Source organism: Rhizobium terricola, assembly GCF_012927355.1.
Taxonomy (GTDB): domain Bacteria; phylum Pseudomonadota; class Alphaproteobacteria; order Rhizobiales; family Rhizobiaceae; genus Allorhizobium; species Allorhizobium terricola.
In genome coordinates, this window is the sequence record NZ_JABBGK010000001.1 from 1,706,904 (window position 1) to 1,722,641 (window position 15,738).

13 protein-coding genes are annotated in these 15,738 nt (G+C 63.4%); 10 read left to right on the top strand and 3 right to left on the bottom strand.

The genetic code is table 11. The features are described from left to right. Positions 1–35 precede the first annotated feature (35 nt). On the bottom strand, positions 36–2,312 hold the full coding sequence (gene parC, locus HHL25_RS08215) for a DNA topoisomerase IV subunit A (RefSeq protein ID WP_169588945.1): 2,277 nt from the start codon (positions 2,310–2,312) through the stop codon (positions 36–38). A gap of 209 nt (positions 2,313–2,521) precedes the next feature. Between parC and HHL25_RS08220 the strand changes: the two genes are divergently transcribed. Continuing rightward, positions 2,522–3,718 (top strand): hypothetical protein, encoded by a 1,197-nt coding sequence (locus HHL25_RS08220; protein ID WP_169588947.1) that lies wholly within the window; start codon positions 2,522–2,524, stop codon positions 3,716–3,718. A gap of 129 nt (positions 3,719–3,847) precedes the next feature. Here HHL25_RS08220 and aspS read toward each other — a convergent pair whose 3' ends face one another. Then, positions 3,848–5,638: an aspartate--tRNA ligase gene (gene aspS / locus HHL25_RS08225; RefSeq protein ID WP_169588949.1), complete on the bottom strand. Its 1,791-nt coding sequence runs from the start codon at positions 5,636–5,638 to the stop codon at positions 3,848–3,850. A gap of 360 nt (positions 5,639–5,998) precedes the next feature. Here aspS and HHL25_RS08230 point away from each other — a divergent pair, with 360 nt between their 5' ends. From HHL25_RS08230 to HHL25_RS08270, 9 genes are all read left to right on the top strand, one after another. After that, positions 5,999–6,595 carry a TetR/AcrR family transcriptional regulator gene (locus HHL25_RS08230; protein WP_246701710.1) on the top strand — a complete coding sequence of 199 codons (597 nt, stop codon included), beginning with the start codon at positions 5,999–6,001 and terminating at the stop codon, positions 6,593–6,595. Between the two features lie 17 nt (positions 6,596–6,612). Continuing rightward, positions 6,613–7,068 (top strand): cupin domain-containing protein, encoded by a 456-nt coding sequence (locus HHL25_RS08235; RefSeq protein WP_169588951.1) that lies wholly within the window; start codon positions 6,613–6,615, stop codon positions 7,066–7,068. Between the two features lie 195 nt (positions 7,069–7,263). Further along, positions 7,264–8,496 carry an MFS transporter gene (locus tag HHL25_RS08240; RefSeq protein ID WP_169588954.1) on the top strand — a complete coding sequence of 411 codons (1,233 nt, stop codon included), beginning with the start codon at positions 7,264–7,266 and terminating at the stop codon, positions 8,494–8,496. A gap of 95 nt (positions 8,497–8,591) precedes the next feature. Further along, positions 8,592–9,995, top strand: a complete 1,404-nt coding sequence (locus HHL25_RS08245) for a multicopper oxidase family protein (protein ID WP_169588956.1) — start codon at positions 8,592–8,594, stop codon at positions 9,993–9,995. An 80-nt stretch (positions 9,996–10,075) separates the two neighbouring features. Beyond that, the gene (locus HHL25_RS08250; protein WP_315853039.1) at positions 10,076–10,975 is read left to right on the top strand and encodes an MBL fold metallo-hydrolase; all 900 of its coding nucleotides are present in this window, start codon (positions 10,076–10,078) and stop codon (positions 10,973–10,975) included. Between the two features lie 126 nt (positions 10,976–11,101). Beyond that, positions 11,102–12,247, top strand: coding sequence for a ribonuclease D (rnd, locus tag HHL25_RS08255; RefSeq protein WP_169588958.1), 1,146 nt, complete (start codon positions 11,102–11,104; stop codon positions 12,245–12,247). A 4-nt stretch (positions 12,248–12,251) separates the two neighbouring features. Further along, positions 12,252–12,746 carry a GNAT family N-acetyltransferase gene (locus HHL25_RS08260; RefSeq protein WP_169588960.1) on the top strand — a complete coding sequence of 165 codons (495 nt, stop codon included), beginning with the start codon at positions 12,252–12,254 and terminating at the stop codon, positions 12,744–12,746. A 10-nt stretch (positions 12,747–12,756) separates the two neighbouring features. Next, a complete protein-coding gene (locus HHL25_RS08265; RefSeq protein WP_169588962.1) occupies positions 12,757–13,749 on the top strand; it encodes a small ribosomal subunit Rsm22 family protein in 993 nt (330 codons plus the stop codon). Positions 13,750–13,923: 174 nt separating this feature from the next. Beyond that, positions 13,924–15,279 (top strand): esterase-like activity of phytase family protein, encoded by a 1,356-nt coding sequence (locus HHL25_RS08270; RefSeq protein ID WP_169588964.1) that lies wholly within the window; start codon positions 13,924–13,926, stop codon positions 15,277–15,279. 43 nt (positions 15,280–15,322) lie between these two features. Here the strand turns inward: HHL25_RS08270 and HHL25_RS08275 are convergent, their stop codons facing one another. After that, the gene (locus tag HHL25_RS08275; RefSeq protein ID WP_169588966.1) at positions 15,323–15,628 is read right to left on the bottom strand and encodes a hypothetical protein; all 306 of its coding nucleotides are present in this window, start codon (positions 15,626–15,628) and stop codon (positions 15,323–15,325) included. Between the last annotated feature and the right edge of the window lie 110 nt (positions 15,629–15,738).

The following is a 15,738-nucleotide window of genomic DNA, read 5'->3' on the forward strand; positions in this document are numbered from 1 at the left end:
GCGGCCGGCGTTCTGAAGCCTATCTATCGATTAATCTAGCCGGAGAACTTGCCGCTGCGCGGGAAACCCTTGGGCACGGCGCGACCGGCAGTCGCCCGATCGCCCTGCCATTCGATGAGTTCGTCCTTGGTCTTGGTGAAGACCCGGCCGGCGCTGTCTTCCCAGTTCAGTCCCTCGGCAATGGCGAAGCACTTGATGTCGGAAATGCCGCCGTCCTTGTAGCGCTGCAGGCGTACACCCTTGCCGCGGCTCATCTCCGGCACCTGGGCGAGCGGGAAGACCAGCAGCTTGCGGTTCTCGCCGACGACGGCGACATGGTCACCAGAGACCGGGACGACCAGCTTCGTCTCGTCGGGCATGCCGACATTCATGACCTGCTTGCCCTTGCGGGTATTGGCGACGATCTCGCTTTCGGCAACGACGAAGCCGTTGCCGGCCGTCGAGGCGATCAGCAGCTTGCGGGCCGGGTCGTGGACGAAGGCGGTCAGGACATCCTGATCGTTCTCCATGTCGACCATGATGCGCAGCGGTTCGCCGTGGCCGCGGCCGCCAGGCAGCTTGTCGCCGCCGAGCGTGTAGACCTTGCCACCCGTCGTCACCAGCAGGATCTTGTCCGTCGTCTGGGCCGGGAAAGCGACGCGCAGGGCATCGCCCTCCTTGAAGGTCAGACCGGCGGTGTCGGAAATGTGGCCCTTTAGTGCGCGGATCCAGCCCTTTTCCGAGATGACGACGGTGATCGGTTCCTTCTCGATCATCGCCTGCTGGATCGCCTCGATATCGGCTTCCGGCGCATTGGCGAACTGCGTGCGGCGGCGGCCGAGCTCGGTCGCCTTGGCATACTTCTTCTTGACCTCGCCGATCTCCCAGGAAACCGTCTGCCACTGCTTCTCATCGGAAGCGAGCAGCGACTCGATCTCGGCCTTCTCGGCGGAAAGCTCCTCGTGCTCCTTGCGGATCTCGAACTCTTCGAGCTTGCGCAGGTTGCGCAGCCGCATGTTGAGGATGGCTTCGGCCTGGACGTCGGTGAGGTCCCAGCGGGCGATCATCACCGGTTTCGGCTCGTCCTCCTCGCGGATGATGCGGATCACCTCGTCGAGGTTGAGATAGGCGATCAGCAGGCCGCCGAGGATTTCGAGACGGCGGTCGATCGCGGCGAGCCGGAAGCGCGAGCGGCGGACCAGGACATCCTTGCGGTGTTCCAGCCACTCCGTCAGCACTTCGTTCAGTGCCATCACCTTCGGCACCTTGCCTTGCGACAGCACGTTCATATTGAGCGGAATGCGGCTCTCGAGCTCGGTCAGCTTGAACAGCGATTCCATCAAAATGGTCGGATCGACGGTGCGGCTCTTCGGCACCAGTACGACGCGCACGTCCTCGGCGGACTCGTCGCGGACATCCTCAAGCAGCGGCAGCTTGCGAGCGATCAGCAGCTCGGCGATCTTCTCGATGAGGCGCGACTTCTGGACCTGGTAGGGGATCTGGGTGACGACGATCTGGTAGCCACCGCGGCCGAGATCCTCGGTCTCCCATTTCGCCCGCACGCGAAAACCGCCGCGGCCGGTGCGGTAGGTCTCGAGCATCGACGCGCGGCTCTCGACGATGATGCCGCCGGTCGGGAAATCCGGGCCCTCGATGCCCCCGCGCTGCGGATTAGCCGGGTCGGCCAAGAGTTCCTCTACGGGCGCCCCGGGGTTCTTAATCAGATAGAGGGCCGCGTCGCAAAGCTCATGGGCGTTGTGCGGCGGGATCGAGGTCGCCATGCCGACGGCGATTCCGGACGAACCGTTGGCCAGCAGATTCGGGAAGGCGCCCGGCATGACCACCGGTTCGTCGTCTTCCTCGTTGTATGTCGGGCGGAAATCGACGGCATCCTGCTCGATGCCTTCGAGCAGCAGCGCCGCGACATCGGTCATGCGCGCTTCGGTGTAACGATAGGCAGCCGCGCTGTCGCCGTCGATATTGCCGAAATTGCCCTGGCCGTCGACGATCGGATAGCGCTGCGAGAAATCCTGGGCGAGGCGAACCAGCGCATCATAAACCGACTGGTCGCCATGCGGGTGGAACTTACCGATGACGTCACCGACGATACGGGCGCACTTCTTGAAGGCCGAATTGGGCCGGATGCCCATTTCGCTCATGGCGTGGATGATGCGGCGATGCACCGGCTTCAGTCCGTCGCGCACGTCGGGCAGCGCCCGGTGCATGATCGTGGACAGAGCATAGGCGAGGTAGCGCTCCTCGAGCGCCGCCTTCAGGTCTACAGGCACAATGTTGTCGCCGCCCTCGCCGGGCGGAATGATCGTTTTCCCCATAGCTCCTGACTAGACGAGAAGGCCGCGAACGGCAAGGAAACCCGGCATTCTGCTTGTGGATTACCGGAGCTGTGACATGCGTCACGGGGTCACCCTCCTCGCAGTTCGGTAGCGATGAAAGCGGTGGAAGTTTTTACCGGTGACCATATAAAGGACATCTCTCGCGTGGCTGATCCAAGCATTCAACCAATTCACGAAAGGACCGTTTGATGACCACATCCCGCACCACCAGGCTCCTGATGGCCGGAGCCGCCTTCGTAGCGCTGTCCGGCCCGGCCTGGGCGCTCGACGGTCAGGACCTGCTCGCCAAGATCAATGCCGCCTATGCAGCCGGCAGCGGCGTGCTGAAAGCCGAGGCAGTAGAGGTCAACGGCAACGACGTCCTTCTCAAGGGAACCACCTTCACGGCGACCGGACCGGACGAAAAGTCGATCAAGCTCGGTGACCTGACCCTTCAGGACGTGACGGAAGAGGATGGCGGCGCCTATCACGTCGACCGCATCGAGTTTCCCGAAATCAACGTAACCGAGGACAAGGGCAGCTTCTCGGTGAAGGACCTCTACCTTGCCGGCGTCACCGTGCCGGGCAGCACGGCCGCCCAGGGCCTTGCCTCGATGATGCTCTATGAGGAGGCCCATAGCGGCCCGCTCAGCGTGATTGCGGACGGCAAGCCGATCTTCTCTGTCTCCGAGGCGAGCGCCACGATGGAGCTGGCGGACGACGAATCCTCGCTCTCCTTCGAGGCGTCCATCTCCGGCATCAAGGCAGACCTCACGGTCACGGATGATCCGAAGAGCAAGGAAACCATCGAAGCGCTCGGCCTGCAGCAGCTCGACGGCGAAATCACGCTTTCCGGCAGCTGGGAACCGGCTTCCGGCGCCCTCGAGGTCGAGGATTACACCTTCGACTTCGCCAATGTCGGCAGCCTGTCGCTCTCCTTCGCGCTCTCCGGCTACACGATGGACCTCGTCAAGCAGCTGCAGGAAACCGCCCGCACGATGCAGGCCGATCCCAAGAACGAACAGGCCCAGCAGGCCGCCGGCATCGCGATGTTCGGCCTGATGCAGCAGATGTCGTTCACCAGCGCCCATATCCGCTTCGACGACGCCGGCATCACCAAGCGCGGCCTCGACTTCGCCGGCAAGCAGCAGGGCACGTCCGGCGAGCAGATGGCCGAAATGGTCAAGGGCATGGTTCCGATCCTGCTCGCCCAGGCAAAACTCGGCGCGCTGCAGAACGAAGTCTCGACCGCGGTCAACACCTTCATCGACAAGCCCGGCAACCTGATCGTCGCCGCAGAACCGGAAAAGGAAGTCCCCTTCCCGATGATCATGGGTGCTGCGATGGGCGCTCCGGAGACCGTTCCGTCGCTGCTCGGCGTCAAGGTCACCGCCAACGAGGAATAATCCGGCACATCGGCCCCGCCGCTCCAGCGAGTGGCGGGACGACCGCCGGAATTCCTTCGACGCATGAAAAAAGCCCCGGAAAGCTGTCGCTTCCGGGGCTTTTCCTTTGTCCGGTCCGTCGAGAGACGATCAGTCCTTCTTCGGCTGCGGCACGACGCGCAGCGCCAGTTCGCGCAGCTGCGTCGGCGTTGCCGGCGACGGGGCGTTCATCAGCAAGTCCTGGGCCTGCTGGTTCATCGGGAACAGCGAGATCTCGCGCAGGTTCTTGGCGCCGACGAGCAGCATGACCACGCGGTCGATACCGAAGGCGCAGCCGCCGTGCGGAGGCGCGCCATACTGGAAGGCGCGGTAGAGACCGCCGAAGCGCTCTTCCACGTCGGCCTGGCTCAGGCCCACCTTCTCGAAGGCCTTGACCATCAGTTCCGGCGACTGGTTACGGATCGAACCCGAGGCGATCTCGAAGCCGTTGCAGACGGCGTCATACTGATAGGCCTTGAGCGACAGCGGATCCTGGCTTTCCAGCGCTTCCAGACCACCCTGCGGCATGGAGAAGGGGTTGTGGGCGAAGTCGATCTTCTTTTCTTCCTCGCTCCATTCGTAGAACGGGAAGTCGACGATCCAGCACAGTTCGAAGCGGTCACGGTCGACGAGGTTCAGTTCCTCGCCGGCGCGGGTGCGGGCTTCACCGGCAAACTTGTAGAACTTGGACGGCTCGCCGGCGACGAAGAAGCAGGCATCGCCTTCGTCGAGGCCAAGCTGGGTGCGGATCGCCTCGGTGCGCTCCTCGCCGATGTTCTTGGCGAGCGGGCCGGCGCCTTCGAGGACGGCACCTTCCTGGCGCCAGAAGATGTAGCCGAGGCCCGGCTGGCCGGTCGACTGCGCCCAGGCGTTCATGCGGTCGCAGAAGGCGCGCGAACCGCCGGTCTTGGCCGGGATCGCCCAGACTTCAACCTTCGGGTTGGACGCGATCATGTTGGCGAAGACCTTGAAGCCGGAACCGGCGAAATGCTCGGTCACGGACTGCATCTCGATCGGGTTGCGCAGGTCCGGCTTGTCGGAGCCATACTTGCGGATCGCGACGTCGTAAGGAATACGCGGCCACTGCTTGGTGACCGGCTTGCCTTCGGCGAACTGCTCGAACACCTGGGTCATGACCGGTTCGACGGTTTCCCAGATGTCTTCCTGGGTCACGAAGCTCATCTCGAGGTCGAGCTGGTAGAACTCGCCCGGCAGGCGGTCGGCGCGCGGGTCTTCGTCACGGAAGCACGGAGCGATCTGGAAATAGCGGTCGAAGCCGGCGACCATCAGCAGCTGCTTGTACTGCTGCGGCGCCTGGGGCAGCGCGAAGAACTTGCCTTCGTGGATACGGCTCGGCACGAGGAAGTCGCGCGCACCTTCCGGCGACGAAGCCGTCAGGATCGGGGTGGTGTATTCGGCAAAGCCGGCATCGCCCATGCGGCGGCGCATGTCGGAGATGATCTGCGTGCGCTTGACGATGTTCTTGTGCAGCGTGTCGCGGCGCAGGTCGAGGAAGCGGTACTTGAGGCGAACGTCTTCCGGGTAGTCCGGCTCGCCGAAGACCGGCAGCGGCAGTTCCTTGGCGGCCGACAGGACTTCGATTTCCTGGGCGTAGAGTTCGATCTCGCCGGTCGGCATGTTCTTGTTGACGGTGTCTTCGGTACGGGCCTTGACGAGGCCGTCGATGCGGATGACCCATTCGCCGCGGACGGTTTCGGCCAGCTTGAAGGCCGGGCTGTCCGGATCGGCGACAACCTGGGTGACGCCGTAATGGTCGCGCAGGTCGATGAAGAGGACGCCGCCGTGGTCGCGAACGCGATGGACCCAGCCGGAGAGCCGGACGGTGGATCCGACGTCGGACTTGCGGAGAGCGGCACAGGTGTGGCTGCGGTAACGGTGCATGGTTTTATCCTGCATTTTCTTCGGGGAGTGATCCGGCAAGGGCACGGATTCTCGGACTTTAAATCGCGCGGACAAACGCATGACACACCCGGTTTGTCAAGGCTGGAGCCGGCAGCACCCCGAACATCGCCGGGCAAAAGGTATCGGCAGACCGGTCATGCCGGAATGGCGCGCGCATTCGCAGCGCAGTCCATGCACCGCCACGCGGCGAGCCCGACGCATCCGGCACGTCCGAATACCCTGCCGCATGGCAGGCGAAGAAAATTCACGCCACCAATAATGACATCAATTGACATCCCGAATTATTTGATGTTACGACCAGTGACATCAAATCACCGAACAACTCGACAGGACGCGACCTTGTCATCGACACGCAAATACCGCAGCCCGCTCCGCGAGGCGCAAGCGCACGAAACCCGGGAGAAGATACTGTCGGCGGCGACGGAACTTCTCAGCCATAATCCATTCGGCGACTTCTCGGTGGACGAGATCGCTGCGGCCGCGGGCGTCGAGCGTCGCACCGTGTTCCGCCACTTCTCCAACAAGGAGGCCCTGCTCGACGCGCTCTGGGATTTCGTCAACGAGCAGTTGGCGGCACAGCCTCGCCCCTCGTCCTTCGATGAACTGGTCTCAGGCCCAAGAACCGCCTTTCCCGCTTTCGACCGCAATGCCGGGCTCATGCGAGCCAGCCTGCATACGCCGGCCGGGCAGGCCATGCGCCTGCGTGCCGTCCCTGCCCGCCGCGAGGCCTTCCGTTCCTGCCTTGCAGAGAAGCTGGCGCAGGTCCCGGCCAAGGAAGCGGAGAAGATCGAGGCACTCGCGCACCTGCTTTACAGCGCGGGCGCCTGGGAAACACTGAAGGATTACGCAGAAATGGACGGTGAAACGGCCGGAGAGGCCGCGTCCTGGGCCATCGAAACGCTTGTCGATGCAGTCATCACCAGAGCCAAATCCTAACCTCGTGGAGTCTTGAAATGTCAGCCAGCTTTGTAACCTCCGAAAATGCCGAGACGCTCTGGGTCGTCCGTGACAAGGTCCGCTTCATGGGCGATGTCGATGGCCGAGACCTTTCCGTTCTCGAAGTCATGGTGCCGCCCGGCTCCGGGACGCCTCCGCACATGCATGAATCCGCAGAAATATTCCGCGTCCTCGACGGCGAGATCACCTTCGGCCTGTTCGACACGATGCCGCCTCGGCAGATCGTCGCCGGCCCCGGTACCGTCGTCACGATCGGTTCGGGCGAGGCGCACAACTACATGAACAGCGGGGACGGCCCGGCGGAAATGCTCGTCGTCGTCGACACCAGCATGAAGCAGTTCTTCAAGGACCTCGGCCGGACCGAGGCACCGGAACAGGGGCCCCCAAGCGCCGCTGAGATAGAGGAAGTGCAACGCGCCTGCGCGCGCCACGGCATTTCCATGCTCGGCTGATCATCCGAGCGGATATCGCCTCTTGCGTCAGAGCAAGGGGCGACGCCGCTGGGCTTTACGTCTACCGGCATTCGTCGAAATCGAAATGACTTGCACCGCGATCGGTGCTGTCCTTGGCTGAAAAGCTCCTCTAAGAATTCGGATCGAAAGCAGCCCCGAACGATTCGGGCGCCGGACAGTACAGAAGATCCGTAAATGTCGACGATCCGTCCGCTCATCCCCCTTCTCATCACCGCCGGAATCCTTATCGGCGGCAACGGCCTGCAGGGGACCTTCATCTCGCTCAGGGCGCTTCAGGAAGGCTTTTCCACGTCGATGATCGGCGTGATCGGCACCGGCTACAATATCGGCTTTGCCATCGGCTGCATCTACATCACCCGCGTCATCCGCGCGGTCGGCCATATCCGGACGTTCTCGGCGCTCGCGGCGATCGCATCGGCAGCCTCGATCTGCATGGTGCTGTTCATCCACCCGTCCAGCTGGTTCGCCATGCGACTGGTCCAGGGCCTGTGTTTCGCCGGCCTGTTCGCCGTCGTCGAGAGCTGGCTGAACGCGCGGGTGACCAATGCGACGCGTGCGCGCACGCTGTCGCTCTATCGCTTTGTCGACCTTGGCGCCGTCACGCTGGCGCAATACATGATCCCGGCCGTCGGCATCGGCGGGTTCGAGCTGTTTACCATCATATCCATGGCGCTCACCCTGTCGCTGGTACCGATCTCCTTTGCCGACCGCTCCAGTCCAGAACCGCCGGAGCATGTCCGCTTCGACGTCCGGGTGCTGTGGAAGGTTTCACCGCTCGCCACCGTCGGCTGCATCGTCGTCGGCCTCACCAATTCCAGCTTCCGTTCGCTCGGGCCGATCTATGCCGACGGCATCGGCATGTCGGTGACCTCAATCGCCACCTTCATGAGCGTGGGCATCTTCGCCGGCGTGGTGCTGCAATATCCGCTCGGGCACTATTCCGACAAGCTGGACCGCCGACTGATCATCCTGATCGCCACCTTCGGGGCGTTTGCGGCAGGGCTGTTCCTGACCTTCGTCGCGGGGACGAACGCGCTCCTCAACTTCGTCGGCATCTTCTTCTTCGGCGCCTTCGCCATGCCGCTCTATTCGCTCTGCTCGGCGCATGCAAACGACCACGCGGCCCCCGGCCAGCATGCTCTCGTCTCGGCGGGAAGCCTGTTCTTCTGGTCGCTCGGCGCCGTCATAGGCCCGCTTTTTGCGTCCTTCATGCTCGACATGTTCGGCCCGCGCGCGCTGTTCATCTACATGGTGGTCGTGCTCATGGGGTTCATGGTCTACACGCTCAGCCGTATGATGGTGCGCGAGGGCGTGCCGACAGCCGAGCGTAGCATGCGGTTCCGCAACCTGTTGCGCACATCGACCTTTTTCAACAAGCTCGCCGCGCCGCCGTCGGAGAAGGACTGAGCGACCCCTGCGGCAGTTTGGCCACATAAGCCGTATTGCTGAAAGCGAAAGTCAACTTTAAACAGGGCCGATCATTCACCACCCCGGGGGCTTCGATGGCCATTCTCACTCGCCGAAATCTGCTGAAGGCTTCCGCCGTCGCGGGCGCTTATGGCGCCGGGATGATGCTTGCGCCGCGCCTCACCGCCCTCGCCGCTGCGGAACCGATGCCGCTCGAGGCGAGGATTATCGAGGCCTCCCTCGACGGCCGCGGCAAGACCCGCAACGTGATGACCTATACGGGCGCCGCAGCGGGCAACGACCCCATGCCGCCGGTGCTGCGTACACGGCGCGGCGAGAATTTCGCTGCCCGTTTCGTCAATCACCTTGATGAACCGACCACCGTCCACTGGCACGGCCTCAGGATCGAGAACGCCATGGACGGGGTGCCGTTCACCACCCAGCCCTACGTCTATCCGGGCGACAGCTTCGACTATGCCTTCACGCCGCCCGACGCCGGGACCTTCTGGTATCATCCCCACTGCAACACGCTGACCCAGATAGGCCGGGGCCTTGCCGGAATGCTGATCGTCGAGGATCCCGCCGACCCCGTCTTCGATGCCGAGATCGCGCTCAACCTGCGCGACTGGCGGCTCGGCGGCGACAGCCAGTTCATCGAGCAGTTCAAGGCCCGCGATGCGGCCAAGAGCGGCACCTTCGGCACGGTACGTACCGCCAACTGGCAGCCTTCGCCGACTTATGACGCGCCGTCCGGCGGCCTCGTACGCGTCCGCATCCTCGTCGCCGACGTGACGCGCATCTACAATCTGAAGCTTACCGGCGCCGAAGCGCTGATCATCGCGATCGACGGACAGCCGGTGCCGGTGACCATGCCGCTCGACATGGCCGTGGTGTCGCCCGGGCAACGCATCGACCTCGTGATCCGCATGCCCGACAGCGAAGGGGCAATCGTCGCGCTAGAGGACATCCGGCCCTCGACGCCGAAAACGGTCGCCAGCCTGCGCAGCGTTGGCACATCGCTGAAGCGCGAACTCGGCGACACGAAGCCGCTTGCCGCCAATCCCCAGCCGGAGCCCGACCTTTCCTCCGCCATTCCCGTTCCGCTGGTGCTCAGCGCCACGGCCGAGGAAGCCGCCCGCGAGTCGATCTGCGGCACGCTCGGCTATTCCTTCTGGGCGATCAACAAGGTGGCCTATCCCGGCGACGGCCCCGATCCGCTGGCGCCGCTTGCGGAAATGAAGCTCGGGCGGACCTATCTCCTGAACCTCGAAAACGTCACGCCGCATGCCCATCCGATCCACCTGCACGGCATGAATTTCCACGTCATCTCCTCGTCGACGCGCAAGGTTCTGCCACTCGTCTCCGACACCTACCTGATCCTGCCGGACGAAAAGGTGCAGTTGGCGGTGGTCGCCGACAATCCGGGTGACTGGGTGTTCCACTGCCACATCATCGAGCACCAGAAGACGGGCATGACCGGCTATATGCGGGTGGCCTGAGCGGTTCGGAGATTGACAGCGGGTCCGGCGTCAAGCCTCATGCGCGGCCACCTCAAACCGCTGCGAAGGAATAGCGCGCCGTGTCCAGCCTTGCCGCCACCATGACGATCCTCGAGCCGTATCCGGGTCTCTTTGCCTATTATGACGGGCGGATCGCCGGCAAACGCCTGCACTCTGAGGAACCGAACTGGCTCGATGACGGCGCCTATTCGCTCGGCGTCGCCTCCTATGCGCTCGTGGCCGGCGAGCGGGCGATCCTCTACGACACGCACATTTCCTTCGACCATGCCCAGGCGATCCGCAGCCATCTCGAGGGGCTCGGTGTAACCTCGATCCAGGTGGTGCTGAGCCACTGGCACACCGACCACATCGCCGGGAACGCGGTCTTCGCCGATTGCGAGATCATTGCAAACAGACTGACGGCGAAGACGCTGATCGAGAATGTGAAGACGCTCGCCAACAAGACCCCGCCGATCAATCCGGTCGTCATGCCCAACCGACTGTTCGAAGGACAATTGACGCTTCCGCTCGGCGACCGCGTCGTGGAGCTGCTGCAATTCGACATCCACAGCGCCGACGGAACGGTGCTCCTGCTGCCGGACGAGGGTGTGCTGCTCGCCGGCGACACGCTCGAAGACACGGTGACCTATATCTCCGAACCCGAACACATCCCGACCCACATCGTCGAACTCGGGCGGATGGCCGGCCTGCCGATCCGTCGGATCCTGCCGAATCACGGCGCGATGGAGCGCATCGCGGCAGGCGGCTACGAACCGAGCCTGATCGAGGCCAACCGGACCTATCTCGAACGGCTTCAGGCGCTCGCCGAAGCCGGTGTGACCGAGGATGTCGCTCTCCGCGATTTCGTGGCCGACGACATCGCGTCCGGCCGGATCGTCTATTTCGAATCGTACGAGAGAGTCCACCGCGCCAATGTTGCAGCGGTGCTGGGTGCACGGGCCGCCGCCTCTGGTATCTGAGCGCGGACGATCACCAAAATACTCCCGCCCGCGCTTGCGGTCGGGGACCAATCGTCCGGTCGTATTGACATCGCCGGTCGAAAGGAGAACTAAGGTTGATCAACTATTTTCCATGACCGAGCCCAGATGATCGAGACAACAGCCGCGTTAGAAGAAGCCTGCATCCAGCTGGCCAAATCGGATTTCATCACCATCGATACGGAATTCCTGCGGGAGACGACGTTCTGGCCGGAGCTATGCCTGATCCAGATGGCGAGCCCGGATGTCGAAGTCATCGTCGACCCGCTGGCGAAGGGCCTCGATCTTGCCCCCTTCTTCGCACTGATGGCGGACAGCTCGGTGATCAAGGTCTTCCATGCCGCGCGGCAGGACATCGAAATCATCTTCCACCTCGGCAACCTGATCCCGCATCCGATCTTCGACACGCAGGTCGCTGCCATGGTGTGCGGCTTCGGGGACAGCGTCTCCTACGACCAACTCGTGCAGAAGGTGAAGAACGTCCACATCGACAAGACCTCGCGCTTCACCGACTGGAGCCGAAGGCCGCTTTCCGACAAGCAGCTCGACTATGCGCTGGCCGACGTCACGCATCTGCGCGACGTCTACCTGTCGCTGAAGGCGCAGCTCGAACGCGAAGGACGGGCGGACTGGCTGACCGAGGAAATGGCGATCCTCGAATCGCGCGAGACCTATGATCTCCATCCGGACGATGCCTGGCAGCGGCTGAAGATGCGGCTCCGCAAGCCGCAGGAACTGGCCGTCATGCAGTATGTCGCCGCCTGGCGCGAACGTGAGGCCCGCAATCGCAACGTTCCGCGCTCGCGCGTCCTGAAGGACGATGCAATCTACGAGATCGCCCAGCAGCAGCCGAAGGACATCGACGCGCTCGCCCGGCTCCGCACGATCCCGAAGGGTTGGGAACGTTCGGCATCGGGCGCGGCCATCCTCGAACATGTCAATGCCGCGCTGGCGCTGCCAAAATCCGACATGCCGCATGTGCACCGCCACACCCATGCCCCGGAAGGCGCCCAGGCCGCCGTCGAGCTTCTCAAGGTGCTGCTGCGCCTGACCTCGGAAAAACACGGCGTCGCTTCCAAGGTGATCGCCAACACCGAGGATCTGGAAAAGATCGCGGCCGAGGGTGAGAAGGCCGACGTTCCGGCCATGCACGGCTGGCGGCGGGAGCTGTTCGGCGATGTCGCACTGAAGCTGATTTCCGGCGGCGTCGGCCTGCGCTTCGTCGACAGGCGCGTCGAAGCAGTGGAATTCTGATCCTGTGGCCGTCGTGACGCTTCGGCGGGCGACCCCAGGCGACATCGGCTATATCATGATGGTCGAGCGACTGCCGGGCTACGACTATTTCATCGGCAGGTTGGATGCCGATCAGCACGTGCAGCAATTGAATGATCCGGCGATCAACTACTTCATCGGTGAAGACGAAGCCGGCACGCCGATCGGCTTCACGATCCTGAGCGGTCTCGACAATCGCGACGGTAACATTTGCATCAAACGTATTGCGGTCGCGGTCCCGGAGCGTGGGCACGGTTCCCGGATGCTGGACGCCGTGGTCGACCATACCTTCTCGACGACACCTGTTCATCGGCTCTGGCTCGATGTCGTGAAGGACAATGCCCGCGCCTGGAAGGTCTACCGCAAGGCGGGATTCAAGGATGAAGGCGTTCTGCGCGAAGCCGCGGTCATGCCCGACGGGCAGCGCGCCGATCTCGTCATGATGTCAATGCTGCGCCCCGAATGGGCTGCGCGCACTTAAGGCCTGTTCAATGGAACTCCCCGCCCCGCTCAAGGCCGCCGTCGAACAGATGCTGGCGCACGAGCCGATCGAGCGTCTGGCCCGCGCCAGTGAAAAGCTTTCCGACCGCTATCGCCGCGAGGTCCGCGACGGCAGGTTCCACCTCGACGGGGAACTCGCCGCCAAGGCCTATCTCGCCACCCGCCTGCCGGCGACCTATGCGGCCGTGCGGGCCGCCTTCGGCATGGTCGAGGAGGCCGCCCCGGATTTCTCCCCGAAGAGCCTGCTCGATTTCGGCGCCGGTCCCGGCACGGTGTTCTGGGCAGCGACGGACAGCTGGCCGGATCTTGAAACGGCCCGGCTCATCGAGGCGAGCCCGGCGATCCGGTCGGTCGGAGAGGCGCTGGCAAAGGCCTCGACCGTTTCCACCACCTGGCTCGCCGGCGACATCACCGGAACGATCCCGACACTTGAAGCGTCAGACCTCGTGACGCTCGCCTATGTGCTCGACGAGATCGCCGAGACGGCCATTCCCACGGTGACGAGGCGGCTCTGGGAGCTGACCGCCCATACGATCGTCATTGTCGAGCCCGGCACGCCGGCCGGCTGGCGGAGAATTCTCACCGCGCGCCAGACCCTGGTCGATGCCGGCGCCAACATCGTCGCCCCCTGCCCCCATGCGCGGGACTGTCCCATCGAGGCGCCGGACTGGTGCCACTTTTCCCGGCGCGTCGCCCGCTCGCGCGTGCACAGGCTCTCCAAGGGAGCGGAGGTGCCGTGGGAGGATGAGAAATACTTCTTCATCGCCGCCTCGCGCCAGCCCGCCACACCTCCGGTCGCCCGGGTGCTCGCGCCCCCGCGCGTGTCGGGCGGCGTTGGCCGGCTGAAGCTCTGCAAGGCCGACGGCAGTGCTGCGGAGATGACGGTAAGCCGTCGCGACGGCGCGGTGTTCAAGGCCGCCCGCCGGGCGGACTGGGGCGATGCGTTCGATCCAGCTGCGGGCAGCGGCCACAACGACGAATAGGCTCAGCGACGCAGGCAACAATGTCCGGACGAACCCCGGCATGACGCCAAGCCACTGGCTGACCCTGATCCGGGCTTTTGGACAGTCACCGAAACTTCATCGAACTTAGATCGCCCTGACACGGGCGGTCCCTAACCATGCGGCGTCTGAAACCGTCTCACGAATGGTGACGCCATGAAAAAACAGCTCTTTGCATCCGTATCCCTTTTCCTCATCGCCGCCCCCGTTTTCGCCGACGAGACCGCCTTCCCGGCCAAGCTCGTCAACCATGCGATCCTGCCGGCCAACACGATCATCGCCGCCCCGGCCGATGCTCCGGCACACCTGAAGACCTCCGGCAAGTTCACCACCGCCGATCGCAAGCGCGCCGAAGGCCTCGGCACCGTACCCGGCAAGGACGGCGTTCGCCCGACGGGGCTTTCCATGCCGTTCGACGGCCAGGCCATGCAGGGCTTTTCCGGCATCAAGACCATGGAGGACGGCACGTTCTGGAGCCTGTCCGACAACGGCTTCGGCTCGAAGATCAACTCGTCCGATTCCATGCTGATGCTGCATCACATCAAGTTCGACTGGGATGCCGGCAAGGTCGAGCACCTGGAAACCGTGTTCCTGTCCGATCCTGACAAAAAGGCGCCCTTCCCGATCGTCATGGAAGGTGCCGAACAGCGTTACCTCACCGGCGCCGATTTCGACGTCGAATCGATCCAGCCGGTTGCCGACGGCTTCTGGGTGGGCGAGGAGTTCGGCCCCTATCTGTTGAAGTTCAGCAAGGACGGCAAGCTGACCGACGTGATCGCTACCAAGGCAGGCGAGACCGAGGTGAAGTCGCCGGACAATGCAACGCTCGTCGTTCCGGCCAATCCGACCGCCAAGATGCCGGTATTCAACCTGAAGCGTTCGGGCGGCTATGAAGGTCTCGCCATGTCGAAGGACGGCTCGAAGCTCTACGGCCTGCTGGAAGGTCCGCTCTATCTGGAAGACGGCTCGATCGAGAAGGCCGACGGCCTGACGGCGCTGCGGATCATCGAGCTCGACGTCGCCTCGAAGGCCTGGACGGGCCGTTCCTGGCTCTACCCGCTGTCCGAAGGCGGCGAGGCGATCGGCGACTTCAACATGATCGACGCCACCACCGCCCTCGTCATCGAACGCGACAACGGCGCCGGCACGGCCGACAAGGCTTGTGCGGATCCCAAGGCACCGGCTGCCGACTGCTTCGCCGTTCCGGCCAAGCACAAGCGCATCTATAAGATCGAGATGACCGACGACAACGCCGGCAAGGCCGCGCGCAAGATCGGCTATATCGATCTCATGAAGATCGCCGATCCGGACAACAAGAAGCGCCAGGGCGGCGGCGAAGGCTATTACGACATGCCCTTCGTCACCATCGAGGATGTCGACGTGATCGACTCCACGCACATCGTCGTCGGCAACGACAACAACCTGCCGTTCTCGGCCGGCCGCTCACTCGACAAGGCGGACGACAACGAATTCGTCCTGCTCGAAGTGGGTGAATTCCTCGCCGCCAAGTAAAAGACCGAAGGCCGGCGGCATTCGTGCCGCCGGCCTCTCGTCATCAAAGATAGAGCACGGTCGTCGAAGTGTTGCCCACCGACTGCGCCTTGCCGGTTTGGTCATACACCGAATAGTCAACGGAGTAGTCGACCGGCGAGACGCCGCTCTTCGCAGCGGAACCCGTTTGAGACGATTTGCCCAGCAGGTCGGGACTGCTGTAGTCCACGTTCCAGGAAAACTTGTCGGATCCGACCGGCGTGGTCACCTTCCAGGCAGTGTTGGCGGCGTTGCCCTGCTGGCCAGACTTCTGGAAGACTGCGTAGTTCGCGGCGTTGTTCGAATTGTTTGTGATCGTGATGCTCGTCATGAAATTTGCCTCGTTCCATTGAATGGCGGCAAACTACGACTGACGGACGCGAATACAACGACCGCAATTGGACCTATTTCCGGAACAAAAACATTGCGTTAACGGAACAC

Excerpts from the sequence above, each read along its gene's own strand:
- parC (WP_169588945.1), bottom strand. The coding sequence starts at position 2,312 with ATGGGGAAAACGATCATTCCGCCCGGCGAGGGCGGCGACAACATTGTG.
- HHL25_RS08220 (WP_169588947.1), top strand. The coding sequence starts at position 2,522 with ATGACCACATCCCGCACCACCAGGCTCCTGATGGCCGGAGCCGCCTTC.
- aspS (WP_169588949.1), bottom strand. The coding sequence starts at position 5,638 with ATGCACCGTTACCGCAGCCACACCTGTGCCGCTCTCCGCAAGTCCGAC.
- HHL25_RS08235 (WP_169588951.1), top strand. The coding sequence starts at position 6,613 with ATGTCAGCCAGCTTTGTAACCTCCGAAAATGCCGAGACGCTCTGGGTC.
- HHL25_RS08240 (WP_169588954.1), top strand. The coding sequence starts at position 7,264 with ATGTCGACGATCCGTCCGCTCATCCCCCTTCTCATCACCGCCGGAATC.
- HHL25_RS08245 (WP_169588956.1), top strand. The coding sequence starts at position 8,592 with ATGGCCATTCTCACTCGCCGAAATCTGCTGAAGGCTTCCGCCGTCGCG.
- rnd (WP_169588958.1), top strand. The coding sequence starts at position 11,102 with ATGATCGAGACAACAGCCGCGTTAGAAGAAGCCTGCATCCAGCTGGCC.
- HHL25_RS08265 (WP_169588962.1), top strand. The coding sequence starts at position 12,757 with ATGGAACTCCCCGCCCCGCTCAAGGCCGCCGTCGAACAGATGCTGGCG.
- HHL25_RS08270 (WP_169588964.1), top strand. The coding sequence starts at position 13,924 with ATGAAAAAACAGCTCTTTGCATCCGTATCCCTTTTCCTCATCGCCGCC.
- HHL25_RS08275 (WP_169588966.1), bottom strand. The coding sequence starts at position 15,628 with ATGACGAGCATCACGATCACAAACAATTCGAACAACGCCGCGAACTAC.